16 protein-coding genes, 1 tRNA gene and 2 pseudogenes are annotated in these 24,345 nt (G+C 36.9%); 9 read left to right on the top strand and 10 right to left on the bottom strand.

Going from position 1 to position 24,345, the window contains the following annotated elements:
- Positions 1 to 314: 314 nt before the first annotated feature.
- Positions 315 to 546, top strand: a pseudogene (locus tag LNM86_RS07725) (integrase); the annotation flags it as partial.
- A gap of 879 nt (positions 547 to 1,425) precedes the next feature.
- Here the strand turns inward: LNM86_RS07725 and LNM86_RS07720 are convergent.
- The 4 genes from LNM86_RS07720 to LNM86_RS07705 all read right to left on the bottom strand — a co-directional run bounded on the left by LNM86_RS07720 (position 1,426) and on the right by LNM86_RS07705 (position 11,286).
- Positions 1,426 to 1,959, bottom strand: coding sequence for an autotransporter outer membrane beta-barrel domain-containing protein (locus LNM86_RS07720; protein ID WP_256460924.1), 534 nt, complete (start codon positions 1,957 to 1,959; stop codon positions 1,426 to 1,428).
- A gap of 146 nt (positions 1,960 to 2,105) precedes the next feature.
- Positions 2,106 to 4,529, bottom strand: coding sequence for an autotransporter outer membrane beta-barrel domain-containing protein (locus tag LNM86_RS07715; RefSeq protein ID WP_241437209.1), 2,424 nt, complete (start codon positions 4,527 to 4,529; stop codon positions 2,106 to 2,108).
- A gap of 749 nt (positions 4,530 to 5,278) precedes the next feature.
- Entirely contained in the window at positions 5,279 to 8,653 is a 3,375-nt protein-coding gene (locus LNM86_RS07710) for an autotransporter outer membrane beta-barrel domain-containing protein (protein ID WP_241437208.1), read from the bottom strand.
- 200 nt (positions 8,654 to 8,853) lie between these two features.
- Positions 8,854 to 11,286 (bottom strand): beta strand repeat-containing protein, encoded by a 2,433-nt coding sequence (locus tag LNM86_RS07705; protein WP_241437207.1) that lies wholly within the window; start codon positions 11,284 to 11,286, stop codon positions 8,854 to 8,856.
- A 1,626-nt stretch (positions 11,287 to 12,912) separates the two neighbouring features.
- On the opposite strand from LNM86_RS07705, the gene LNM86_RS12975 reads away from it, so the two are divergent.
- Together LNM86_RS12975 and LNM86_RS07695 are read left to right on the top strand one after the other, a co-directional pair.
- Complete coding sequence (locus LNM86_RS12975) at positions 12,913 to 13,032, top strand: hypothetical protein (RefSeq protein WP_372712429.1); 120 nt, start codon at positions 12,913 to 12,915, stop codon at positions 13,030 to 13,032.
- A 304-nt stretch (positions 13,033 to 13,336) separates the two neighbouring features.
- A pseudogene (locus tag LNM86_RS07695) lies at positions 13,337 to 13,783 on the top strand (phage tail protein).
- 514 nt (positions 13,784 to 14,297) lie between these two features.
- Here the strand turns inward: LNM86_RS07695 and LNM86_RS07690 are convergent.
- A tRNA-Met gene (locus tag LNM86_RS07690) sits at positions 14,298 to 14,374 on the bottom strand.
- Positions 14,375 to 14,540: 166 nt separating this feature from the next.
- Here LNM86_RS07690 and LNM86_RS07685 point away from each other — a divergent pair.
- Both LNM86_RS07685 and LNM86_RS07680 read left to right on the top strand, forming a co-directional pair.
- A complete protein-coding gene (locus LNM86_RS07685; protein WP_241437206.1) occupies positions 14,541 to 15,494 on the top strand; it encodes a Gfo/Idh/MocA family protein in 954 nt (317 codons plus the stop codon).
- Positions 15,495 to 15,547: 53 nt separating this feature from the next.
- Positions 15,548 to 16,666 (top strand): DegT/DnrJ/EryC1/StrS family aminotransferase, encoded by a 1,119-nt coding sequence (locus LNM86_RS07680; RefSeq protein WP_241437205.1) that lies wholly within the window; start codon positions 15,548 to 15,550, stop codon positions 16,664 to 16,666.
- Positions 16,667 to 16,903: 237 nt separating this feature from the next.
- Here LNM86_RS07680 and LNM86_RS07675 read toward each other — a convergent pair whose 3' ends face one another.
- Both LNM86_RS07675 and LNM86_RS07670 read right to left on the bottom strand, forming a co-directional pair.
- Positions 16,904 to 17,554, bottom strand: a complete 651-nt coding sequence (locus tag LNM86_RS07675; protein ID WP_241437204.1) for a hypothetical protein — start codon at positions 17,552 to 17,554, stop codon at positions 16,904 to 16,906.
- Positions 17,555 to 17,581: 27 nt separating this feature from the next.
- Complete coding sequence (locus tag LNM86_RS07670) at positions 17,582 to 18,178, bottom strand: DUF1134 domain-containing protein (RefSeq protein WP_241437203.1); 597 nt, start codon at positions 18,176 to 18,178, stop codon at positions 17,582 to 17,584.
- A gap of 212 nt (positions 18,179 to 18,390) precedes the next feature.
- Here LNM86_RS07670 and chpT point away from each other — a divergent pair, with 212 nt between their 5' ends.
- Positions 18,391 to 19,029, top strand: coding sequence for a histidine phosphotransferase ChpT (gene chpT, locus LNM86_RS07665; RefSeq protein WP_241437202.1), 639 nt, complete (start codon positions 18,391 to 18,393; stop codon positions 19,027 to 19,029).
- A 217-nt stretch (positions 19,030 to 19,246) separates the two neighbouring features.
- Here the strand turns inward: chpT and ctrA are convergent, their stop codons facing one another.
- A complete protein-coding gene (gene ctrA, locus LNM86_RS07660; protein ID WP_241437201.1) occupies positions 19,247 to 19,948 on the bottom strand; it encodes a response regulator transcription factor CtrA in 702 nt (233 codons plus the stop codon).
- Between the two features lie 568 nt (positions 19,949 to 20,516).
- On the opposite strand from ctrA, the gene LNM86_RS07655 reads away from it, so the two are divergent.
- Positions 20,517 to 20,903, top strand: a complete 387-nt coding sequence (locus tag LNM86_RS07655; protein WP_241437200.1) for a flagellar export protein FliJ — start codon at positions 20,517 to 20,519, stop codon at positions 20,901 to 20,903.
- Positions 20,904 to 21,322: 419 nt separating this feature from the next.
- Here the strand turns inward: LNM86_RS07655 and sciP are convergent, their stop codons facing one another.
- The gene (gene sciP, locus LNM86_RS07650; protein ID WP_004863244.1) at positions 21,323 to 21,598 is read right to left on the bottom strand and encodes a CtrA inhibitor SciP; all 276 of its coding nucleotides are present in this window, start codon (positions 21,596 to 21,598) and stop codon (positions 21,323 to 21,325) included.
- Between the two features lie 121 nt (positions 21,599 to 21,719).
- On the opposite strand from sciP, the gene LNM86_RS07645 reads away from it, so the two are divergent.
- On the top strand, positions 21,720 to 21,893 hold the full coding sequence (locus tag LNM86_RS07645; RefSeq protein ID WP_241437199.1) for a hypothetical protein: 174 nt from the start codon (positions 21,720 to 21,722) through the stop codon (positions 21,891 to 21,893).
- A 57-nt stretch (positions 21,894 to 21,950) separates the two neighbouring features.
- Positions 21,951 to 23,180, top strand: a complete 1,230-nt coding sequence (gene mnmA, locus LNM86_RS07640) for a tRNA 2-thiouridine(34) synthase MnmA (protein WP_241437198.1) — start codon at positions 21,951 to 21,953, stop codon at positions 23,178 to 23,180.
- Positions 23,181 to 23,244: 64 nt separating this feature from the next.
- On the opposite strand, the gene LNM86_RS07635 is transcribed toward mnmA, so the two are convergent.
- Positions 23,245 to 24,060 carry a TrmH family RNA methyltransferase gene (locus LNM86_RS07635; RefSeq protein WP_241437197.1) on the bottom strand — a complete coding sequence of 272 codons (816 nt, stop codon included), beginning with the start codon at positions 24,058 to 24,060 and terminating at the stop codon, positions 23,245 to 23,247.
- Positions 24,061 to 24,345 lie beyond the last annotated feature (285 nt).

Here is a 24,345-nt window from a genome sequence, read left to right as displayed (position 1 = left end):
GGTGATACATGAAGTGTGTTGTTTTTTGATATCATTGTATTGTTTTTTATGAAAAATTTATATTCAGACGTTTTTATTATAGAACTTTAAGCATTCAGTTTGTGGGAAATACAAATGTTTGAAGATACGGTCTTTCTCATGCAACTAATTGATTTGTAACGATAATTTATCATTTTGCATATTAAATTACCCCCCGAATATTGTAAGATTCTCTTATCTCAAATCATCTCATTTTTTATCAATCATAATCATTTATTTGCACGTCATAAGTGGGGTTATCGTGTGGATAAAAAACTCTAAAGAAAGGAGCAAAAATGCCTTTTATGAATCGTCTAAATACCAAGGGATGTTGCAATATTGGGGGCTGGTAAAGAATATGATAGTGCCAACTTTCTTCTTCATAAGCGTAAAGATAGTGGTGCTCAATAGCTTTTACGCTATACTATCCATGGACGGTGTCGTGAAATGGACTTGGAGGCTTTAAGTGACGTTTCTTTAAAAAAAGAGCGTGAATTAGCAACCCAATGGCGTTTTGTTCTTCGGAAAAATTGCTTCTTTTTAGTAGAGTTTAGTTTTTATTGTCTTTGATTTGTGTCTTTTTTACAGTTTTATATTGTGTTTATTCAAAAATGCTCAGTTTTATTTTTTACAAAAAAGAAGAAACTGTCGAGAGAGTTTTTCATTGCTACATTATAATCATTCAACGATTTTGTTGTTTTCTTTTCTTAAAAAGGAATTTTTCGAAAGAAAAACAGATTTTAGGAATAAAAAGTAGCCTATTGTGCTATTCTTTTTGAGAACGTGTACAGATAACAATATTTCTGTTGTTATAGTTTTATCTTAAAAACGGAGAGCGTTTTTTTACTTAAAAAACTTATTCCCAATAGACTTCGTTTTTCAAAAGCTTTTGTTGATAGCTGATTTCAATTTTTCAGTTTTTTCAGTGATGACATGTGATGATATCTGCTTTTAGGATTATCATAAGATAAAAAGGTATCAGGATAGAAACCACAGTTATGCTTTATCCGTCATAGGCGGTAAGTGAAGTGACCATTTATCTACATTCTTTTAAAGTGCTTTTTTTTGCGTCTTGCATATTTTTGGAGTGAAAGAGGGTTGTCTGTAGATTCTTAAAAGACAAAAATATGTTGGAGTATTTTATCCTTCTTGTGCGGTAAAGTTAACAGCTCCTTATAGAGTAATATAGCGAAGATTAGCACCGCTATAACTCTATTTACAAGAAGCACTCTTTATCAGAAAATAAGATTCTTGTTCTTTTCTAGCCGTATAAGAAGAGGCTATTTCGCTTATCTTATTTTTTACCTAAGATAGATGCTCTCATAGTGGTTAGTCGTATATTTTTCTTAGTCATATCAGTCAATCCAGCATAGAAGAAAGTAATAAGTATGACTCAGTAGCTTGTCTTTATGGCACAATAGTTTTTATTGTTGAGCCACTGTCAAGTGGTACTGGTTCTAAGCGAAAATCCCAAAAATCTTTATTTTCTTCTAAAAGATTTTGTTCAGTATTTGTTTTACTATGGTTTGACGTTGGTCCATATGCTTTCAGTATGTATTTATAAGGTGAACCATTTATTGTGATATAGCCGTTTGCAAGTTTGAAAGAGTTTTGATTTGCTCTTCCAGAAACTTGAATGAGTGAAAGACCATGGATACTGGTAAGAGCAGAAGTATTTGCTTTAATATTGTTTTTTTCTAACTGTCCCGTGATATAAATCATTGTAGTACCTGAAACATCACCATGAATCAGAAGGCGGTCAGTTTTTTGCGTGTTTATCGCAGCACTGTCACTCCATTCAACATTGAAATGAATTGCTGTTTTTCCTGTAGCATTGTAGACTTTTTTAGTATTTGCTCTGCCAGATCCTACGTGCAGCGTGTGATAATGATCTTCTTCTGGTTTTTTGAAAACAATAGAGCTATTATTAATATTGAGGATGGAAACATCAGAATGTGATCTTTGAGCAATATCAAGAGGTTTTTCATTCTGGTTTTTTTCATATATACTTGTTTTTAATGTCCATTTTGTATTGTTTTGTAAATTAAAGACTGTTTTGAATGTTTTTTCAGTATTTATTTTGCCATCTAAGATGGAGTTGTCGGCATTGAGTGTAAAAATGAAATCATTTTTTTCGCTGAAGTTTTGGTTGCTAATAAAACATCAGCACGGATTTCTGAATTTTTAAGGTTAGCTTTGCCAATTGACTCATTTGCATTAATTCCAGTACCGTTTTCAATGTGGAGTTTTGTATGCGTTAAATTGATTTCTGATATTTTATTGTTGTTAGATTTTTCAAATACTATACCTCTCTCTTCTGCTGTGGCAGAAACGTCTGTTACATCAATATGTCCGTTATTGTTTACAACAAACGCATCTTTTTTGGCAATTACTGTTCCTCCAATCATTTTAATCATCCCGTTATCTAGTGCATGAAGACCAATTACGGCACTGTTAATCTTTGTATTCCCATATAACTCGAGTAAACTACCAATATCTTGGCTTGTCGCACCCGTTCCGCTACTATCTGTTGCCGTTAGAGTGACATTTGTTGCTTTAATATGTCCACCATTTTCGGCATATAATGTAGTCGTTTTACCTTTTATTGTTCCTCCCGTTATTGTAATGGTAGATTTTGCATCTTTCGCATAGAGTCCAGCGTTATCAGATGAAGTAATTTGAGGACTGTCGGTTAAAGTAATGGTACTGCCTTTTAGGGCAGATATTGCTGCACCTTTTGCATTAAATAATCCTCCCGCAACTGTTATTTTAGAATGATTATTTGCAACTATGCTGTTGATTGCTTGTGGAATGGTTACATTTTCCAAAGTGATGTTACTTCCTTTTTCTGCAATTATTGCATTAATAAGTAATGCATCGTCTTTACTACTCAATATCGTTACATCTTTCAGTATGTTATTGCTCTTATTTTTTAACAATTGAACGCCAGCTTCGGAACTGGTAATGGTTCCTCCGATCATTTTTATTGTGCTATCGTTTTGCGCATCAATACCGATTTTAACATCACTGATCGTTGTATTTCCCAGCAATTCAATCACACTGTTAGAGCCAGAGGTAGCCGCACCAGCAGCCACACCGCTGCCATCATTCGTTGCTTTTAAAGTAACATTTGTAACTGTAATATGGCCACCTTGGTCTGCTTCTAATGCTGTATATTTTCCTGTCACCCTTCCTGTTGTCATTGTAATCGTGGACCCTTTGTCTATTGCATAGAGGCCAGCTTCATCATATGATGTAACTTGAACATTATCCGTTAAGGTAATTGTGCTGCCACTTTGGGAACATATTGTTGCATAGCTTGCATCAAATGACCCTCCAGAGATTTTTATTTTAGAATGGTCATTGGCAATTATGCTGTTGCCTGTTTGTGTTATTTTTACATTTTTTAAAGTGACGCCACTTTCTTTCAAGAGAAATATCCCTTTGCCTGAATTTTTTTCCTTACCGGTTGATATTGTAACATTTTCCAGCTTGTTTTCATCACTTTTACTGTTATAGAAGCCTGCGCCAGTTGAAGAAGCTATAATGGTTCCTCCGATCATTTTCATTATGCCGCCATTTTGTGCAGTAAGACCAATTTTCTTATTGTTAATTGTTGTATTTCCATACAATTCAATTGCGCTGTTAGAGCCATGAGAAGTTGCGCCAGCACCCATATCGGCGCCATCACCCTTTGCTTTTAGAGCAACATCAGTAACTTTAATACGGCCACCATTTACCGCAATTAATGCTGCCTCTCCGAATACTGTTCCTCCTGTCATTGTAATGGTAGAATGTAAACCATCGGTATAGAGCCCTTTGCCATTCGATGATGATGTAATTTGAGTATCGCCTTTTTTACTGCTTGTTAAAGTAATGTTACTTCCCTTGCCAGCATATACTCCTGTATCCTTCCCCTCAAATGATCCTCCATAAACTGTTACTTTGGAATGATTGTTTGCAATGATGCCGTTTTTTGCTTTTGTAACGATTACATTTTCTAAAATGACGTTACTTTCCTTTTCGGCATCTACTCCGATGATTTTAGGATTTTTATCTTTACTACTCGATATCGTTACATCTTTCAGCTTATTTCCAGCACTCTTGCTGTTATAGAAGCCCGCACCAATTTCAGAAGTTGTAATGGTTCCTCCGGTCATTTTCAGTGTAGCACCATCTTTTGCTTCAACACCAAATAAAATGCTCGAACGCGTTCCTTTAATGATTGTACCATCCAGTAATTCAATTGAAGCGTTAGGACCTTCAGCTCTTATAGCGGGCATATATGGGTTGATGTTGGTGTTTGTTTTTTTGTTTCCGATTATCCTTAAATGCTTACCGATAATTTTACCACCTTTTTTGGCGTGAATAATCTCATAGGTTTCATTGAAAACTTCTTTTTTGTTGTTTGAAATTTCAAGATTTTTAGCTTGTGCATTGAGATGAACACCAGATACAGATAGTACAACTACTACAACTGCTGTACAAGATAGAAGGATTTTTTTAGGCATCAGTCTATTCCTTTAAAGCCCCCAACATTCTTTTTCCCGCTGACTTCATAAAGAAAAAATGAAAGAGATAGTTTTCAATAAATTAACTAAATTACCGTATTTTTTATTCTTGTTTGTCAAGTTAACGTATAAGTTAATATAAATTATTTATATTTAATTTAATATTGTATTCAATTTAAATAATATTCTTTTTCAATGTTGTTATTTAACTATTTAATATTAATTATTTTTCTCAATATAAAAGGCATATCCAACAGAATATTTTAAGTGAATTTTAGCTTCTATAGCTTTTTTGAAGATGTATTATGTCGATTACAATTTTTTATGTTAAGGAAAAAGGGAAGAGAAAGCGCAGTTGGGAACAATAAGAAAAAATGAAAAAAGTTTCTTCACTTTGAATTTAAAATACGTTGTTTGTTTAATGATAAAAAATACTGTATGATGCTTTTATAAAGCGTTTTTCCTGAATGTGCTGCAAAAATTTACTGAAGATTCTTGTTCTATCTATGGTATCTGTTTGAATAAGTTGCACAAAAGAATGTTTTGCACTGTATTTTTCCTATGAAGAAAAGAGAATTTTTTGGAAAAAAGAACAAAAAATTTTACAGACTAAAAGGGCAACACAGTGTTGTCGCCCTTTTTGATAAAGCATATAGAATAACGAGACGCTTGTTTTTATAACTCTGTTTTAGGATTTACAGTTTTGACTTAAGGTTTATAGCCTCATCTTAAGATTGATCGCTTCTGGTTTAAAACTGATAGCGGATACCTCCTGAAAAACTTGCTCCGGATATACCGGTTTTTTGCAGCTTTTGTTGGTAACTAACATCACCATGAAGAGACAAATTGTGTGAAAGTTGTGCACTGATACCAAGCCCACCTTCAATCGTAGCACCCATAGGATCAAGGTCAAAGTCCCTGCCAATTGTGATAGATCCATCGTCACCAAATGTTTTGATAAAGTTGACCTTCCCATAGAAAGACAGAGGATGGTTGTTTTCAGTGGAAATGGTTTTTGTCAAACGTCCACCAACACGGATTAACCATTGCGAAGGGTTGTTCATATCAATGATCAGATTATTGGCATCTTCAATGGATTTAAACATCAAATGTTGATAGGCAAGTTGTGCCTGCGGTTCGAATGTTAAATCTTCCATTCCGGTGGCAAATTGTTTGCCAAGGGTGGTAGAGAGACTCACCATTTTGGCATTTTTCACTTTTGCGGTTTTGCCCATGATGGCATTGCCGATATCGCCCTTGAAAACGCCATAAGAGAACAGTGTATCAAGATAGAAACCATTGTCATGCTGTAGGCTGCCATAGGCTGTTAGCGACCATTTATCCAATGTACTCTTGCTTACATCTGCCATGTCCTTTGGAGTGAAAGACAGCTGTCCGTAAGTTCCAACAACACCGAAATGTGTGATGATATTCTGTCCCTCGATTGCGGCTAATGTTGCCCCCGCTTGGAGAGAAGCATAACGAATATCAGCGCCATAACCATATTTGAGAGGACCACGCGCAGAGGATAAGGTCCCTGTGCTTCCATAGGTAGAGAGGAAGAAACCGATATTTTTCTCCTCTTCCTTTCCTAGGACGGATGTTCTGATATTGGCTAACAGTGCGTTTTGTTTAGTGATATCGGTTAATCCACTATAGAAGAGAGCATTGGGCATGACCAAGTAGTTTGCCATTTGTGCTACAGGGGCACCTATACTTCCACCAGAACCTGTACCACTTCCACCAGAACCTGTACCAGAGTCAAGAGTTTCCTTGTGTAAACGGAAGTCCCAGAAATTTTCATTTTTTTCATCAAACAGGTTTTGCCCAATATCAGCACTTCCATGGCTTGAGGTTGGACCATAGGCTGTTAGTGTGTATTTATAAGGCAGCCCTCCTAATGTTATATAGCCATTGGCTAATTTAAAAGAGTCTTCTTGTGCTTTTCCTGAAACCTGGATGAGGGAAAGTCCTCCTATATTTGAAGGATCAGCAGCATTTATGACACTATTTCTGTCTCCTAAATCGCTTTGGATATAAACGGCTGTTGTTCCTGATACATCGCCATGAATGAGCAATCTGTCGGTTTTTTGATCAGCACTTGCTGCGCCATCACTCCAAGCCGTATTGAAGTAAATCTTTGCATTTCCTGTGGCATTATAGACTGCGGTATTTTCTGGTTTACCAGAACCTATATGCAATGTGTGATAATGCTCTTCTGTTGGTCCTTGGAAAACAATCTTACTGTTGTTAAGATTAAGGACAGAAATATCAGAACGTGCTCTTTGAGCAATATCAAGCAGATTGCCATCCTTATCTGTTTCTTTTGTGCTGGTTTTTAAGAGCCATGTGGTGTTGTTGATCAGATCAAAGCGGACATTTCTGTCTTTAGCAATATCCGTTCTGCCTTCTAGGGTAGATTGATCTGCGGTTAATGTGAAGGTACCTTTGGAGGACTCCTTAAAACCTTTCTCATTGAAATATTTTTTATCCCAAAGAATACCATCTCCTAATAAAACATCAGCATGGATTTTTGATTTATTAAGCTTGGCTGTACCGATTGATAAGTTTTGAGTGTCTTCAGTGCCATTTTTACTGAGAGCTCCAATGATAATTGCTGAACCATTTTCAACGCGAAGATCGGCATTGGTTAAATTGATTTCATTGTTTCGATGTTTTTGTGGATTATCAGGTTTATCTTTATCAACCTCAGAGAGAGTTAAAAAATGCAAACCGGTGTTTTCTGATGTTATAGAAATATTTTTGAGATCAATTTGCCCACCAAATTCTGCGGCGAGTGCAAGCTTTTTTGCTGCTATTTTATTTTCTAATTTACCCTGTGTTGTTTCGCTATTACTATTTGCCATTTTAATTGTGCTATTATTTGCTGCAGCAAGAGCAACATCAAAATTTTCAATGGTTGTTTTACCATTTAATTCAATAACACTATCAGACTCATAACTGCCTACACCAGTCGTGATTTCTTTACTTTCACCACCGGTTATTGTTAAATCTCCGCTAATGATTTTACTTCCCTCGTCTACGTAAAAACCTTCATCAACATCTTTAATAGTTGTTTTGCCTGTTAACCTAATTTCACTCCCAGAGCCTGATGTCCATAAACCAGAGCGTTCTTTATCGGGGTCTTGATTAATTGCTTTACCACCAGTGATTGTTAAATTTTCGCTGGTAATTTTACCACCATCAACGGCTCCAAGACCATTTAAAGTATTGTTAATTGTTGTATTGCCATGCAATTTAATTGTGCTCTCTTTACCAGATGCAACTGCACCGGTTCCTTTCCCCTCTGTTGTTAGAGAAACATTTGTGGCATCAATCTGTCCACCTTCTTTAACATATAATGCAGATTCGTCATTTTTTATTGTTACTGTTCCTCCTGTCATTGTGATCTGAGATCCTGCCCCATTTGCATAGAGTCCAGTACCATCAGATGATATAACTTGTGTATTGTCTGTTGAAATTGTGCCACCTTTTACAGCAAATATTGTTATACCTTTTCCCTTAAATGATCCTCCAGAGACTGTTATTGTTGAATTTTCAGCTGCAAATATAGCATTTTCTGCTTGAGAGACAGTGACATTTTTTAAAGCAACTGTACTTTCTTTGTCTGTTATTATTCCAAAACCTAGTGGTGCTTCATCCTTACCACTCGATATTGTCACATTTTCCAGATAATTTTTATCGCTTTTACTGTTAGAGAAACCAGCACCAATTTTGGAAGCTGTAATGCTTCCCCCAGTCATACTGATTGCTCCATTGTTTTGTGCATAGAGTCCAGCGTTATCAGATGAGGTAATTTGCGCATTGTCTGTTAAAATAATGGTGCTGCCATTTTCAGCATCTATTGTTGCTGCTGTTGCATCAAATGATCCTCCAGAGACTGTTATTGTTGAATTTTCAGTTGCAAATATAGCACTTTCTGCTTGAGAGACAGTGACATTTCTTAAAGCAACTGTACTTTCTTTGTCTGTTATTATTCCAAAATCTAGTGGTGCTTCATCCTTACCACTCGATATTGTCACATTTTCCAGTTTGTTGTCTTTGCTCTTACTGTTTTCAAATGCCGCACCATTGTTGGAAGCTTTAATGCTTCCCCCAGTCATACTGATTGCTCCATTATTTTGTGCATAGAGTCCAGTGTTATCAGATGAGGTAATTTGCGCATTGTCTGTTAAAATAATGGTGCTACCATTTTCAGCACTTATTGTTGCATTTTTTGCATCAAATGATCCTCCAGAGACTGTTATTGTCGAGTGATCTTCTGCGACTATAGCGCTGTTTGCTTGAGTGACAGTGACATTTCTTAAAGTGACTGTACTTTTTTATCTGCGTTTATTCCATAGTGTAGGAGCGCATCGTTTTTACCACTTGATATTGTTACATTTTCTAGATGATTTTCATTACGGTTACTGTTTTCAAATGCCGCACCATTGTAGGAAGCTTTAATGCTTCCCCCATTCATACTGATTGCTCCATTGTTTTGTGCTACGAGTCCAGAGTCATCAGATGAGGTAATTTGCGCATTCTCTGTTAAAATAATAGTGCTACCATTTTCAGCACCTATTGTTGCTGCTGTTGCATCAAATGATCCTCCAGAGACTGTGATTGTTGATTGCTTATCTGCGACTATAGCGCTTTTTGCTTGAGTAACAGAGACATTTTTAAAATTGACTGTACTGTTTTCGCTTGCGGTTATTCCAGTGGTGAGTAGCTCATCATTTTTACTACTTGATATTTCTACATTTTCTAGATGGTTTTCTGTTCTCTTACTGTTAAAGAAGACAGCACCAGCTTGAGAAGCTGTAATTTTTCCCCCAGTCATACTGATCGCGCCATCCTTTTGTGCTTGAAGACCGATTATACTATCATTAATCTTTGTATCTCCAAGCAACTCAATCACACTGTTAGAGTCTTTAGCAATTGCACCGACACCGATATCATTGCCATCTATTGTTGCGGTGAGAGTGACAAGAGTGACATCTGTGACTTTAATATGTCCACCATTTTCTGCAAACAATGTTGTTCCTTTCCCCGTAACGCTTCCTTTCGCCATTGTGATTGTGGAGCCTGACTCTTTCGCATAGAGTCCAACGTTATCAGATGAGGTAATTTTCTTAATGTCTTGTAAATCAATGGTGCTACCATTTCCAGCAAATATTGTTGCTGATGTTGCATCAAATGATCCTCCAGAGACAGTTATTGTCGAGTGATCATCTGCAAATATAGCATTTTCTGCTGCTTGAGAGACAGTGACATCTTTTAAAGTGACATTACTCTTGTCTGCTACTACTCCAAATTTCAGTTGTGATTTACCTTTCGATATTGTCACATTTTCCAGTTTGTTGTCTTTGCTCTTAGTGTTTGAGAAGATAGCACCACTTGCAGAATCAGTAATGGTGGTCCCTGCATCTCCTCCAATCATGCTGATTACACCATTGTCTTTTGCTGCGAGTCCGAAGTCATTAGATGAGGTAATTTTTTTAACATTGTTTAAAATAATAGTGCTACCGTTTTGAGCAAATATTGTTGATTGTTTTGCATCAAATGACCCCCCAGAGACTGTTATGATTGATTTATCATCTGCAAATTTTTCATCACCTGCAAATATAGCATTATCTGCTTGAGTAACAGTGACATCTTTTAACGTGACTGTCCCGTTTTGGTTTGCTTCTACTCCATGGCGTAGTAGTGCATCGTCTTTCCCACTCGATATTGTCACATTTTCCAGTTTATTTTCTTCGCTCTGAGTGTTAGAGAAAATTGCGCCATGTTGGGACGCTGTAATGGTTCCTTTAGCCATCTTGATTACCGCGCCATCTTGTGCTTCAAGTCCGATTTTGCTATCATCAATAATTGTGTTTCCAAGTAATTCAACGACACTGTTAGAGCCATTAGCGAATGCCCCCCAACCGCTCCCCTTCGCTTTTAGAGTGGCATCTGTGGCTGTAATATGACCACCTGTTTCTGCAACCAATGCCATTTCCTTACCAGTCACAGTTCCTTTGTCCATTGTGATGGTAGATTTTGTTGTTGCTGCGAGCGCAGCGTTCCCAGATGATATATTCTGAATGTCTTTTAAATCAATGGTGCTGCTGTTTCGAGCAATTATTGTTGCATTTTTTGCATCAAATGATCCTCCAGTGACTGTTACTGTCGAGTTATAATCTGCGATTACGGCACTGTTTGTTTGAGATACTTTTACATTTTTTAAAGTAACTGTACCATTTTCGTCTGCTATTATTCCTATTCTTAGTGGCTTATCATCTTTACCACTTGATGTGGTTTCAGCAACACTCGATATGGTTACAGCGTCCAGTGTGCTTTCTTTGTTGTTATTATTGAAGTGAGCGCCAATTTGGGAAGCTTCAATGTTTCCCCCAGTCATGTTAAAGTTAGCACCATCTTTTGCTTCAACACCTAAGGAAATGACAGAATCATTATCCCCTTTAATTTTTGTTCCATCGCTTAGGGTAATAACACTGCCATCACCTTCAACTGTTACAGCATAGATACTTGTGTTTGAATTTGAGTTTATATCTTTGTTTCCAACTATGGTTAAACTCTTGCCGGTGATTTTACCGCCACCTTTTGCGTGAATTATCTCATAAGTTGCGCCGTCGGGCGCGGTCTTCTCTCCCTCAGGTACTTCTAAGATTCCAGCCTGTGCATTAAACTGGATGTTGAACAGTATGATAGCTGCTGTCGCCGCATACGATAGAAGATGCTTTTTATACATCAGAATTCTCCTCATAAAAGCCCCCAAATATTCATTTCCCCGCCAACTTTATGAGAAGAAGTGAAAATGTATAATTGTTTTAATCTTTAATAATATTGTCATATGGATAAATTACTTTAATTTTTTTGTCAAAACTAAAAGTAATTAACATTAAATAATTGTAAATATTCCTATTTAATTCAAAACGCATCTATAAAATATGGTATTTATCGTTTATTTTTGTAAATTTATTGAATAGATATTAAATAATATTTTGCACCAATTTATTTCATTTTGAGTTTTTTATTAAATTGTTTATGAAAAAACTCTTGAATATATTTTTAATTTTTCTTTATAAATGATGAATACTTATGCGTACTCTAACATTTGTTTTTTATAGTTTCTTTTCTTTCGGATGTTTTATAGAATGCTAACATCTGGTAGGTTTCTTTTAAAAACACGTTTTCTAATAAATAATTGTTTTATCTTGTGTTTTTGAGATAGGTCTTCCTCTAGCTTAAAATCTCAATCAAAGAAGTGTTGCAAAAGGAAAGCTTGATATTATCATCACACCTTGTTGAAGAAACACTGCTTTTATGACGTTGATATATTCTACTAAAAAATTATTTCTCAAAAACTTCAATACAGAACAGTATATGACATTTTATAATATCTATTTATGGAATATAAAGTTGAATATACGGTAATCATCATGTTTTTTTGTTCTATTTTGTTGTTTTATTTTGCTTTTTAAAAATAAAAGGTGAGAAAGTTTAGAGTACGTTAATGGATTGATCTATGAAAAAACAGTCATTTGTAAAAAATGATACCGCAATCATCAGGGAGGATTCCAACTGTGGCATTTAAACTCTGATGATCTGAGTGGGCTTATAAAAGAGGAAGCCATGATCAAAGATAAATAAGCAGGTTGCCGATGTGATAAAAGCACAGAAAGTTGTTTTTTACGCTATCAGTGATGATTTGACAGAGTTTTGTTAATAAAAAACGATAACGATTATAAAAATATTTATAAAATAGTGGTTCTCTTGTGTATGGCGGGAAGGTCATCATGATGATGCTAATGTTGGTAAGTGCATAACCCCTAAACTATTCAATTTTTTTATAAAAATATGTGTACTGTAAGCGTCGTTTTAAGAATGATTTTTAAAATCAAAAAATATCATCATTAATTCTTTTATTTTAATGTAGATATTTGTGAAAATTCATTTCCTGTTTCGGGTGGAAGCATTTACACAATCAAGGAAAACTTGAATTATTCTGAGAATTATGGAGATCTTTACTATGTACGGCTGCATTACTATGTAGTGCATTGATTTGTAACGATAATTCATCGTTTCGCCTATTGCATGAGAACCTCGAATATTATAAGATTCACTCATCTCAAATCCTCTTATGTTGCATCAATCAAAACTATGTTTCTGCACGTCATAAGCGGGGTTGATGTATGGGTAAAAAACTCTAAAGAAAGAAGCAAAAATGCCTTTAATGAATCGTCTCAATACCAAAGGCTGTCGCAGCATTGAAGGCTAGCAAGAGTATGATGATGCCGGTTTGTAGCTTCATAAGTTTAAAGATGGTGGTGCTTAATGGCTTTATCGCTATACTATTTGCGGGCGGCGTCGTGAAATGGGCTTTGGTGCTTTAAGAAATGTTTCTTTAAAGCAAGCTCGTGAATGTGCAACAAAATGGCGCTCTGTTTTGCATGAGGGTCGTGACCCCATTATTCAAGTTATGCAATGCATCTGAAGAGGCTGTTCCATGTAGATGTAAATCAACAAGTTTTTGATTGGCTTAAAAAGATTTCGTTGCTGCTAATGCGAGAGATAAAGAGTGACAATTATCAATTTCTGGTCACACAAATCCATCTGATAGAGAACAAAGATCGTTCCATTACAACGCGCTAACAAAATATTATAGTGTATGTTGATGGGGTGTATTATTTTTTTCTATGAAAGCGGTGTGGTCGCCCAAGACTTTCGATGGGCAAAAGCCAATGCTTTGCATGGCGGGACAGAATGAGAGAGGGAGAAGCAATGAGAGGAAGAAGGCGATGAAAGATCCTTTGATGATGCTCGGTCCGCATCAATTTTATGCTGATTGGCTGAATGTCCAATCCTTTGAGGAAGAGTCTTCCGCCTCCTAGATGTCTATGGAGCGTTTTGGCAAAGCTCTCGGTTTGCAATTTTCTCAGCTATGGCAATGATGCAAAAACCATCCATGAGGTGTGGTTTCCAGAAGAGTTTGGTGATCGTGCGGCAATTGATACGCTCACCAGAATCATTCAAACAGAAAAACTTGTACAGATTTTGTTGGGGCAATGATTACAGCTATAGTGCTATACTCCACGGTCCTGTGGTGATTGCCTCGATTACGAAAGACTATGATTATATTAGCCGCTATGGATCAATCGCAGCGTATCCGTTATTCCATCAGTCTTTTGCCATTTTATGATGAGGGAAAACCGCAAGGATACTCTCAAGAGGGACAACAGCTATGAAGCTGCCAGCAAAGAATCTCGTTATACAATTAGAAGATTTGAGTTTCTAGAAGATTTCAGTTTCGATCTGATTTTACACGTTGTAGTGATCTATGAAAGAAAAGCATAAGAGAAAACAGGCATAGAAGGGGCAATAAAAAACCTTTGAAAGTCCTTTGAAGACCCTTTGAGAGTCCTTTGAAAAAATGGAAATCCTTTGAAAATGAGGTTATTTTTACAAAACATGATACAAAATTTGTTGGTCTCTGCATGCATATCTTATAAATTTTAGGTGTCAAATAATGGGATTGCCGGAAGAAATGCATCATCTCAAACTGCGGTTCTGAGACAAGCAAAATAAGACTCATGAAAGCGACTCTAAATACCTCTTAAAGCTTCTTTGAGAACCGCTTAAAAACTCTGTAAAAAAAATAAATTGCTGCAAAACTTGGTGTCAAATTATGCAAAACTTGGTGGCAAGCTACAAAAATACAACAACTAAAAGGTCTTTGAGAAAATGCTTCAGGAAAATGAATGGTAGCGGAGGAGGGATTTGAACCCCCGACACAAGGATTATGATTCCTCTGCTCTAACCTACTGAGCTACTCCGCCAAAAGTAATAAATATAATCGTAACTTCTCTCATCCCTTGCGGATATAAGAGGTAGAATAGTAAGATGTCAAGCATCGTTTTTAAGCTTTTTACTTGTCATTCTATTTCATCCCCGATATGGAGTGAGTCGTAATATGTTTTTTATACAAACAGGTAAGATATAAAAATGTCGGCACGTGTAGCGGTTTTAGGATGTGGTCATTGGGGTGGAAATCATATACGGACACTCCACGGGCTTGGAGCACTGGCAGCGGTTTCTGATATGAATGTTGAGCGTGCTGCAAGTTTTGCAAATATGTATGGGGTGGACCTTATTGCGCCTAGTGATCTTTTTACTCATGAAGATATTGATGCATTGGTATTGGCGTTACCTCCGCAATTTCATACAGAAAACGCGTTGTGTGCTCTTAAGAATGATAAGGATGTATTGGTTGAAAAACCAATTGCTTTAAACGTAGCAGATGCTGAGCATCAAGTTCAGCTTGCTGATAAATATGGACGCGTTTTTATGGTGGGCCATATTTTGCGGTTTCATCCTGCTTTTGAAAAAATGTGTGAATTGGTAGAAGAGGGAGAGCTGGGTGAGATACGTTATATCTACTCTCATCGGTTAGGTTTTGGAAAATTCCATACACAAAGTGATGCTTTATGGGATCTTGCGCCTCATGATCTTTCAATGATTTTGGCTTTGACGGGATGTGAACCTTCTGAGATTCGTGGTGAGGGGGCTTCTGTCATGAATCAGCTCTCTGATTTTGCTCATATTCATATGATTTTTCCAAATGGTATAAGAAGTCACCTGTTTACTTCACGTTTTACTCCCTATCGTGAAAGGCGTTTAACTGTTGTCGGTACAAAGGCGATGCTTGTTTTTGATGATATGGAACCATGGAATCGTAAATTGGCATTGCACCGTTTTGCTGTTTGGAAGGAAAATAAAGAATGGGCTTTCAGCACTGATGCGTTGAATTATATTGATGTTCATGAAAGTTTGCCGCTTACTTGCGAGTTGCAACACTTTCTTCATTGTATTGAGACGCGTCAATCACCACGCACAAATGGTGATGATGCTCTTGCTGTTTTACGCGTTTTAACTGCTGCTAGTGTCAGTCATTCTTAAATGAAAGAGATCAGTAGTATTTTTGCATTATTGTGATTATCAATGGAGTTCATATGCAATTCATCGACCTTGGGGCGCAGCGTGCGCGTATTGAAGACAAAATTAATTCTGCAATTGCACATGTGGTCGCCAGTGGTCAGTATATTTTGGGGACAAAAGTAACAGAGTTTGAAGAACGGTTGGCAGAGTATCTTGGCGTTAAACATGTGATTGCTTGTGCCAATGGGACTGATGCATTGAAAATGCCTCTTATGGCCCAAAATATTGGTCCAGGTGATGCTGTGTTTTGTCCTAGCTTCACATTTTGTGCAACTGCTGAAGTTGTTGCTTTAGTAGGAGCTGAACCTGTTTTTGTTGATGTCCTTCCTGATACATTCAATATTGATGTTGAAAAACTTCGTGAAGCAATAGAAATGATTAAAAAAGAGGGGCGTCTTAAACCAAAGGCAATTATTGCCGTTGATTTGTTTGGTCTTCCTGCTGATTATATCGAAATTGCTAAGATAGCTGTACAGGAAAATCTTTTTGTTATTGAAGATGCTGCTCAATCTATGGGGGGAAAAAGCGGTAATATTATGTGCGGCGCTTTTGGTAATGTTGCTGCAACAAGTTTTTATCCCGCAAAACCATTGGGGTGTTATGGCGATGGAGGCGCGATGATGACCAATGATGATAATTTGGCAGAACTTTTACGATCTATTTTGTTTCATGGTAAAGGTGAAACGCAATATGACAATGTGCGTATCGGTATGAATTCACGTCTAGATACTCTTCAGGCTGCAATTTTGCTGGAAAAACTTGTGATCTTTGAAGATGAGATGGAAAAGCGCGTGGCAATTGCCAAACGTTATTTCGATGGCTTAAGAGATATTGTTACAGTTCCAGATATGGAAGAGAATGCGCGTTGTGCTTATGCACAATATACTATTAAAGTAGAAGAGCGTGATAAATTAAAGGAATATTTACAAAAGAAATCGATTCCGACAATGATTTATTATACCACTCCATTGCATCAACAACGAGCTTATAAACATTTTCCTTATGTAAAAAATTCTCTTTCTGTTTCTGAGTCTTTAGGGAATTGTGTTTTAAGTTTACCAATGCATCCTTATTTAACGACAACAGATCAGGATATGGTGATCCAGCAAATAAGGGATTTTTATCGTTCTTGAGGGAATGTTTTTATCCTTAAAGCGTTTAATAGGGGGCTTTGTTTTTGGTTCTCTTCTTGGAAAAGACTTTTGGTTTGTCATTTCAAAATAACGTCATAATGATTAGCTCTTCTGTTTAAGAAGAGAGCTTGACTATTAAAGATATTCCTTAAAATTTTTTCGCGGTGTGATTTTATGTGATGAAACAATCTGCTTTTATCAATCTCAGTTATTCTACTTAAGTCATTTAAAAGAAACTTATGTAAGGGGCGTTTTTTTGCCGGAGGCTATCTTTTTGCGAATACATGATGCTAGATCGTTTTTGCCTTTAGAATTTTGGATCAGTATGTTGATTGGGGATGCTTCACCCTCTTGTAAGGCTATTTGAGCAGCTAATGTTGCTGCTAATTCCTTTGTTTCTTCACGCAATTCATCCAAGAGTTGGCGGTTTGTTGTAGCGTCAAGCGCATTGGTTTGAATTTTTTGTAAGAGTTGCTGATAATGTGTGATTTTTTCACGCATAGTTTTGATGTCCATGATAAAAGTGTTTGATGCAACAGTATTTTTTGTGGTCACAAGTGATTCTTGTGGAGGGGGGAGGATGTCTTGCGTAGGACGACATAATTGATAAAACTGTTCAGTTATTTGGCTAAGTTGTATTTTTTGTTGCGCATATTTTTTTTGCAAAGAGTTGTATTTTTGCTCATTTCGCACGCATTCTACAGCATGTTGTGCACAAAGAAAATCATAGTTTGCTTGTCTTTCAATGTGTGATAACGGAATTTGTGCAGTAGCATATTTATGCGCAAAGTGAATGACTTTGCGCCAAATAAGAGGAGAAAAGAGCACGAGTAACCATGAGGTGCAAGCAACTCCGAGAATAAAAAAAAGAAACGATTGGATAAACATAAATTCTCTTTTCGATAAGGATTCGTTTTAAAATGGATTCCATGTCGGTTTTTGTGTTAATTTTAAATATCCTACATTGATGCCAAGGCGTGCGCCAATTCCTGTACGGATTGGAACTAACAAAACATTGTGTTTTTTGAGGACATGAAAACCAACACCTGCAATTAAATAGGCCGAACCAGAAAGACCACCATAGCGTCCCCATAAATTATTTATATGATTGAGATCATAAACTAAGATCATTAAGCGAGAACCTTGTCCGCCAAAATCCCATCCCATAGAGGGACCCTGCCAAAAAACTTTTCTCTGACCATAGCTTTTGCTAAAAAGTATGCCTTCGCCATAGGTTAATCCAGCAAAAAAAGCACCGGAAGCTTCTTCCCCTAAAATATAACCATTTGGATAACCGTATTGTGAAAAGATGTTTTGAATGGCTATGGCGATACCGCTAGCAGTTTTTCCAAAAAAAGTATGACCAGAATCAATAATTTCTTGCAGTGAATAATGGGGTTCGTTTTGTTCTATTGGTCGAAGTTGAGCATTTGCACTATTGATGATGACGAATAAAAGGAAGATGATAGATACAACATTTCTGTACCAGCGTGTTAGAAGAGAGAGAGTCATAAAATTTTTCCCTTTTATTAGTTATAAACAAAAAGATAATATTAGCATTTTCATTCTATTCAAATAAAAATAAGATGTAAGATTATTTAAACTATTGAATTTTTTTTAAAAAATTCTTTAGCATGATTGTTAAAATTCTATACATGCATTGGATGTTAAGAGTTTTTCTTTAAAATGAAGCTGTTTTTTTAATTCTTGGAGTTCTCAAAATTATGACATTAGCTGTTTCTTTGGAGCCTACCGATCTTGCTGCTTTGCTTTGTAGCCGTATTTGCCATGATTTGATTTCACCTGTTGGTGCTATTCAAAATGCGATGGAACTTTATGATGAAGGGGGGGCTGAAGAAGATGCTTTGCAATTGGTGCGTTGGTCTGTTGCTAGTGCTTCTGCACGTCTACAATTCGCGCGATTGGCTTTTGGTTTTGCCGGAGCAAATGGGGAACAAATAGAGACACGTTTTGCTGAGCAGGTTGCACAACAATATATGAAGGAAGAAAAAGCAATTTTAAATTGGCAAGCTTCTTCTCTGCTTTTACCAAAAAATGAAATTAAACTTTTGCTTAATTTGGTGTTAATTGCAAACGCAACAGCTTCTCGTGGAGGAGAAATCATTGTTATGATTTCACAGGATGAAAAAAAACGCTCTTTTCACTTTAAAATTGCCGGTAAATCTTTACGTATTCCTCCTCATTTTATGGCATTATATAAGAGAGAAATGCAAGAAAAAGATCTCGATGCTCATGCTATCCAATTTTATTATACTATGTTGCTTGCTGAGATGACAGATATGCAAATCAATATTGATGAAACTGAAAATTGTATTGTTTTGGAAACTGTAAAAAAGCTTTGAATAAAATAAGACAGAAGCGTTTAAGTTATGTCAAAAAAGAGGGTTTAGATTGTATTCATAAGCAATCGGACTATACCCGTAAAGGGGAATGTTGACCTTTTTGCGCTTTAAGCGTTTTCGTATATAAAAGATTCTTCATATGCAAATCTTTCATTGCAACAGAGAAAAAATCTCGGCCCGCTATACTCCGAGATTTTACAATGTGCATTTTTACTGCTTAAGCGGTTTTACGTACGTTTTCTTCAACTGGATCACGTAAAACGTAACCACGTCCCCAAACTGTATCAATGTAGTTTACATGAGAAGAGATTGCTTCTAATTTCTTGCGGAGTTTACAGATAAACACGTCGATAATTTTAAGTTCTGGTTCATCCATTCCACCATAGAGATGATTAAGAAACATTTCCTTAGTAAGCGTCGTGCCTTTACGTAGAGAGAGAAGCTCTAGCATCTGATATTCTTTACCAGTTAAATGAACGGGATGCCCAGCAACTTCGACGGTTTTTGCGTCAAGGTTGACGGTGAGATCACCTGTAACGATAACGGATTGTGCATGTCCCTTAGAGCGACGAACAACTGCATGGATACGTGCAATGAGTTCATCCTTATGGAATGGCTTCGTCATATAATCATCTGCACCAAAGCCAAAACCACGGACCTTATCTTCAATGGCAGTCATACCAGAAAGAATGAGGACAGGAGTCTTTATCTTTGCTAACCGTAGGGTCCGCAAAACATCATATCCGGACATATCAGGAAGATTTAAATCAAGCAAAATGATATCATAATCATAAAGCTTTCCTAAATCAACGCCTTCTTCACCGAGATCGGTGATATAGACATTAAAGTTTGCCGACTTTAACATTAACTCAATGCTTTGAGTCATCGCTTTATCATCTTCAATTAATAATACGCGCATTTTAGATCCCTCACTTTGCCCCTCCGAATCACAAGGAGCACTTTTGTTTTAACAGCTGGTAAAACAGCTGTTATAAAAACAATTCATGAAATCAAACACTTATAACAAAAGTGTCTATGAATATTTCAGCGGTACGCGTAACAATCACCACTGTGTCCCCCACTGTCTATGATAGTGGTTAACAAAATATTTTTATTTTTGAAAGAGATTATAAAATTATTTTAGAAAAATCACATATTTTTAAAAAATCAAAAAAGAAAGAGCTTGTTTCTCTTCCTTACTTTAATTTTTAAAAACACCTTATCAGAGATTTTTTTAAAGTAGTTTTTACAATTTCAGTGTTTATTTACTGAGCTTTAAATCTCTTCATTCTATGGTTCTATAGTTTAGATGAAAAGTAAAGAAAGCGTTATATCTCTTTTTAAACAAGCTAGCGGCAAGGATGCTTAGAGAAGATGAGTGAGAGAATTGTAAGTTTAAAGGGCTGTTTTCGTTGGAAAGAGTCTGAGGAGATCTGTTAAGAGTATGAATGTAAATTTTGAGTTGGCGTAATCGAGGAGTAGTAAGTATGAAGCCACGGAAAAGTATGGTGCAGTTGAGGATGTTTCAGGCACGTGAAAAACGTCGTGAAATTGCACAGCTTGATATGATGATCGCAGAATTTGAGCGAATGGTATTAGAACTGGAAGCACAAATTATTAACGAAGAACGCAAATCTGGAAACAATGACGTTCACCATTTTGCTTATTCTGCCTTTGCTCGTGTAGCGCGGCAAAGGCGTGATAATCTTATAAATTCGATTCGTGATTTGCAGACTCAAAAAACAAATGCTGAAATGACTCTCCATGAAGTTAATACGGAGTTACAACACGCACAGCTTCTTGAGGAACGAGAAAAGAAGATTGCGGTAGATGATGAGGGGCTTTTCATTCATTCTAACTCAATGACTGGATGATAAAGGCTATAGTTTGAAAAGAAAGCCTTTGAGAAAGTCGTGTGCTAGCAATGCATTGATTTATAATGATAACTCATCTTTTGCATGTTGAATAAGATCCCCAAATATTATACGATTCTTTCATCTTAAGTCCTTTTATTTTGAATCAATCATAATCATTTATGCACGTCATAAGCGGGATTCATGTGGGTAAAAACTTTAAAAAAAAGAAGTAAAAATGCCTCTTAATGAATCAGTCTCAAGACTGAGGGGCGTTGCGATATTGGGGGTTGACAAAGAGTGTGATGGAGCTGACTTGTCCCTTCATAAGCGTAAAGATGGTGGTGTTAGAGGCTTTGAAACACGCAAAACAGCCAAACTTGATAAAAGTTTGGCTGTTTTGCGGAGGGCTGTTGTTCCCAAATCATTACTAAGAGCCATTAATGCCTGTAATGTTGGATTCTGGTTGTTCGTAATCCAGCGAGACCGTGTTCATCGATTAAACTTTGCCATGAAAGAAATTCTTCTACGGTCAAAGTGTAGCGTTGACACGCCTCATCAAGACTTAACAATCCACCTCTCACAGCCGCAACAACTTCCGCTTTGCGACGGATTACCCAGCGCCGTGTTGTTTTTGGTGGTAGATCGGCGATTGTAAGTGGACTTCCATCGGGTCCAATAACGTATTTCATTTGTGTTTTTATCAAATTGGTCATTGTATCCTCTATCTAGTCAAGGACTTGATTCTTTTTTAAAGCATGAAATTTAAAAAAAAGCTAAACACGTTGAAAGAAAAAATTAATAAAGTAAGCTGCTATGTAAAAAGTAAGGTGCAAAGTGAAATATGTAGAAGCGCTTCTTAGAGTCTTTTTTATCAGCGTTTTTTTAAGAGTAAAAAGAATTTGCGTTGTGCCTTATTTCCATCACTCTTTTTTGTTTGCAGCTGCTATAAAGAAAGTCATGCTATTGGTTGTGGAAAGTATAAAAAAACAATATAAAGAAGTGAAGTAATGAATAGCGCGCATAACGTCATTAATCAATCGATAACTATTAATAGAGAATGAGTACATGTTTTTGAACAGTCTTGATTTGCCAGGACCACCTGAGAATTCCCGTATTGTTGTTGCAATGTCGGGGGGCGTTGATTCGTCGGTTGTTGCCGGTCTCTTAAAAAGGGAAGGCTATGATGTCATTGGCATTACTTTGCAGCTTTATGATCATGGTGCTGCAACACATCGGGTGGGGTCGTGTTGTGCTGGACAAGATATTGAAGATGCTCGGCGCGTAGCAGAAACTTTGGGGATTCCTTATTATGTTCTTGATTATGAAAAGCGGTTTCGCGAAGCGGTGATTGATCCTTTTACAGAAAGTTATGCACATGGAGAGACTCCAGTGCCATGTGTAGCATGCAATCAAACTGTTAAGTTTGCAGATTTATTAGCAACTGCACGTGAGTTAGGTGCGGATGCTTTGGCGACGGGTCATTATATTCGTTCTCGTCCCCATGGTGCACATCGGGCACTTTTTCGTCCGCTCGATAATGATCGTGATCAGAGTTATTTTCTTTTCGCAACGACACAAGAGCAGATTGATTATTTACGCTTTCCACTTGGAAACCTTCCAAAAGCGCGTGTTCGTGAAATAGCAGCAGAAATGGGCTTTGTTGTTGCAAATAAGCATGACAGTCAGGATATTTGTTTTGTTCCGCAAGGAAAATATTCCGATGTTATTACAAAATTGCGACCAGAGGCAGCAAATCCTGGAGTTATTATGCATATAGATGGACAGGTTTTAGGAAAGCATTCAGGAATTGTTAATTATACTGTTGGTCAACGTCGTGGTATTGGTGTTGCAACGGGTGAAGCGCTTTATGTGGTTTATCTTGATGTGGAAAATGCGCGTGTTATTGTTGGACCACGTGAAATGTTGGAAACACGTAAACTCTTTTTGCGAGATGTGAATTGGCTAGGTGATGAGCCATTGGATCATTTTCCTCCTGATGGTATTGAGATGGCTGTAAAAGTTCGTTCAACCCGTCCGCCTCATCTGGCGCGTTTGCATTATCAAGAGGGTATTTTTTCTGTTGATTTGTTGGAACGTGAAAATGCTGTGGCACCAGGGCAGGCTTGCGTTTTTTACGATGGAAATGATAATGAAGCACGTATTCTTGGTGGAGGATTCGTGACGCATTCACAACGTGCTGCTGATACTGAAGTGATGTTGAAACGCGTTTTGTGTGATTTAGAAACAAACACTGATGTTTCTTCCGAACTTAAAACAACAGCTTCTTATAAATGACAATAATATGCGCATGGGGGATATGCTTATGGGGATTGTTTTGTAACTTAAAATGTTATTCCTTTTAGCAAAGTTTATTACAATTGCTAAAATGGGCGAGCGCAATGCCTGTTGCTGTGGAAACATTGAGACTATCAAAGCCGTGAGCCATGGGAATGCGTAAGGTTTTTGATCTTTGTAGTATATCAGTTGGTAAGCCATCACCTTCTGTTCCTAAAATAAGCGCTGTCCTTTTTGCTGTTTTTGCTTGCTTGAGAGAGCATTGAGCAGAGGGAGAGAGTGCGTAAGTATGAAAATCTGTATCATAGAGCGTCTCTAAAATATTATGAATATCAGCACCTTGTGTATAGGGGACCTTTAGAGCAGCACCAGCAGACACTCTGATGGATTTGCGGTAAAGAGGATCGCATGAGGTTTTGTCAATAATGATGCCATTACTGGCAAAGGCAGCAGCATTGCGAAAAATAGCTCCCATATTATCATGGTTAGAAATACCGCATAAAACGAGAATCAACGCTTCTTCTGGTAAATCTTGTAAAAACTGTTGTAGTGATGGTAGTGTTTTGCGTTTACCGATACCGAGTATACCGCGATGGACATGGAAACCGACAATATTGTCCATGACTTTTTGCGGAACACAATAAATGGGACATGTTGGCTGTGTCTCCTCTAAAAGGGGCATCAGTCCAGGAAGACGTTCCGTCACCATAAGCAATGAAAGAGCAAAAAATTCTTTCGAATGGAGCAATGCCGATAATATCACTTTGCCTTCAGCAATAAATTTATGTTGTCGTCCTACAAGATCTCTTTCACGAATGTTACGATAATCGTACAGACGTGTGTCATCAGTTTGGTAGATTGGTGTAATATTTAAATGCATACAAAAATTCTTAATACTCTTTTTTCTAAATTACGAGATATTAAATGTTTGCTTGATTTTGGTGAGAGAAGCGAAAAAAATTCATTATTTTAAAACCTATGGTAGAATCTATGTTGACATATTGCAACTTTAGGTATAGTATCAAGATATCGAATACAGAACAATCTATGTTGTTGTATCGGTTGTAGAGTTTTAGGTCCCCGCTATTTCCTAAGCTCTACAAGCCCTTCGTTTTAAGGGAAGAGAATCTGGGTCCCCAATGCCCAGATTCTTTTTTTTTGGGGG

The sequence above is a fragment of the Bartonella machadoae genome, assembly GCF_022559585.1.
Taxonomy (GTDB): domain Bacteria; phylum Pseudomonadota; class Alphaproteobacteria; order Rhizobiales; family Rhizobiaceae; genus Bartonella; species Bartonella machadoae.
This window is presented reverse-complemented; position numbering and strand designations above follow the sequence as displayed.

Bases quoted from the DNA above. Each gene is read 5' to 3' on its own strand.
- LNM86_RS07635 (WP_241437197.1), bottom strand. From the start codon at position 24,060: ATGCATTTAAATATTACACCAATCTACCAAACTGATGACACACGTCTG.
- ctrA (WP_241437201.1), bottom strand. From the start codon at position 19,948: ATGCGCGTATTATTAATTGAAGATGATAAAGCGATGACTCAAAGCATT.
- LNM86_RS07710 (WP_241437208.1), bottom strand. From the start codon at position 8,653: ATGACTGGGGGAAGCATTAAAGCTTCCAACAATGGTGCGGCATTTGAA.
- LNM86_RS07670 (WP_241437203.1), bottom strand. From the start codon at position 18,178: ATGACTCTCTCTCTTCTAACACGCTGGTACAGAAATGTTGTATCTATC.
- LNM86_RS07675 (WP_241437204.1), bottom strand. From the start codon at position 17,554: ATGTTTATCCAATCGTTTCTTTTTTTTATTCTCGGAGTTGCTTGCACC.
- LNM86_RS07705 (WP_241437207.1), bottom strand. From the start codon at position 11,286: ATGTATAAAAAGCATCTTCTATCGTATGCGGCGACAGCAGCTATCATA.
- chpT (WP_241437202.1), top strand. From the start codon at position 18,391: ATGACATTAGCTGTTTCTTTGGAGCCTACCGATCTTGCTGCTTTGCTT.
- LNM86_RS07715 (WP_241437209.1), bottom strand. From the start codon at position 4,529: ATGCCTAAAAAAATCCTTCTATCTTGTACAGCAGTTGTAGTAGTTGTA.
- sciP (WP_004863244.1), bottom strand. From the start codon at position 21,598: ATGACCAATTTGATAAAAACACAAATGAAATACGTTATTGGACCCGAT.
- LNM86_RS07685 (WP_241437206.1), top strand. From the start codon at position 14,541: ATGTCGGCACGTGTAGCGGTTTTAGGATGTGGTCATTGGGGTGGAAAT.
- LNM86_RS12975 (WP_372712429.1), top strand. From the start codon at position 12,913: ATGGGCTTTGGTGCTTTAAGAAATGTTTCTTTAAAGCAAGCTCGTGAA.
- LNM86_RS07655 (WP_241437200.1), top strand. From the start codon at position 20,517: ATGAAGCCACGGAAAAGTATGGTGCAGTTGAGGATGTTTCAGGCACGT.
- LNM86_RS07680 (WP_241437205.1), top strand. From the start codon at position 15,548: ATGCAATTCATCGACCTTGGGGCGCAGCGTGCGCGTATTGAAGACAAA.
- mnmA (WP_241437198.1), top strand. From the start codon at position 21,951: ATGTTTTTGAACAGTCTTGATTTGCCAGGACCACCTGAGAATTCCCGT.